Genomic DNA, 1191 nt, shown 5'->3' with positions numbered 1-1191 from the left:
CGACCTCTACGCCGTGGTCCGCCAGGGCTTGCGCATCGGGACCGAGTCCTACTCCATCAAGGCGCTTGAGCAGTTCTACGATCCGGACGCCCGCACGGGCGCCTCAGTGAAGGACGCCGGATCCAGTATCGTCGAGTACGAGCGGTGGCTCGCCGAGCGTGACCAGTCGATCCTCGACGCCATCGAGGACTACAACCGCGACGACTGCGTCAGCACCCGACGGCTGCGAGACTGGCTGGAGGAGCGCAGGTCCGATCTGATCGGCACCGTCGGCCCGACCGTGCGGCCCGGCGACGCGGCAGCCGGACCGGCACAGCACCTGGCCGAGCGCGACCCCGAGTTGGAGGCGATCGAGGCCCGCCTGCTGGACGGCCTCCCCGAGGACCCCGAGGCCCGGACAGACACGCAACGGTGTCGTGCCCTCCTCGCCGACCTCTTGGAATGGCATCGCAGGGAGAACCGCGCCGAGTGGTGGGAGTTCTTCCGGGCCCGCACGCTCAGCCTCGACGAGCTGGTCGAGGATCCGGCGACGATCGGCGGCCTCCACTCGCCCACCCGGGTCCGGACCGAGAAGCGCTCTGGCGTGTGGCGCTATCAACTGCCGCCGCAAGAGTGCCGGATGCGGATCGGCGCTCAGATCGAGCACGCCGGTCCCGATGGTGGGAGGAGCACCGTCGTCCGGCTCGATCTCGACGTCGGGCAGATCGAACTCAAGCGCTCCCTGGGCCGGGAACAGCCACATCCGGAGGGGTTGCTGCCGTCGGGACCGGTACGCACCGACATCCTCGAGTCGGCGCTCCGGCGGGTCGCCGCTTGGGTGGCAGAGCACGGATTCGAAGCCGACGGGCCGTTCCGCGGCGCCCGAGACCTGCTTCTGGGCCGGCCGCCGCGGCTCCCCGACGACGTCCCGCTCCGTCTGGGCATCTGCGACGCCACACCTGCAGACCACAGCCCCGTCACGGGGCCCGCCCATGCCACGGGCACCGCCGATGCCGAGCTCGACGTGGGCGCAGCCACCGGCGTCGACGCGGGCATCCACCCTGACCGGGTGGATGCGCCGAGCGTCGGTGGAGTTCCACACGCCGGGTTCCAACAGGGCGAGCTTGATCTCTTTCCCACAGGGCCCGATCAGAACGACATGGCCGAGACCAGCGCGGCCACCCCCGACAATGCCGAGACCAGCACGGCCAC

General features: G+C 70.5%; 1 protein-coding gene. It reads left to right on the top strand.

What is annotated here, in order from left to right; all coding sequences use genetic code 11:
• On the top strand, positions 1-1191 hold a 1191-nt coding region (locus ELR45_RS06915; protein ID WP_205856241.1), incomplete at both ends, for a ribonuclease H-like domain-containing protein.

The sequence above is a fragment of the Phytoactinopolyspora endophytica genome, assembly GCF_004138495.1.
Classification (GTDB): Bacteria; Actinomycetota; Actinomycetes; order Jiangellales; family Jiangellaceae; genus Phytoactinopolyspora; species Phytoactinopolyspora endophytica.
Note: the sequence above shows the minus strand (reverse complement) of the source record. Positions and strands in the feature narration are given on the sequence as shown.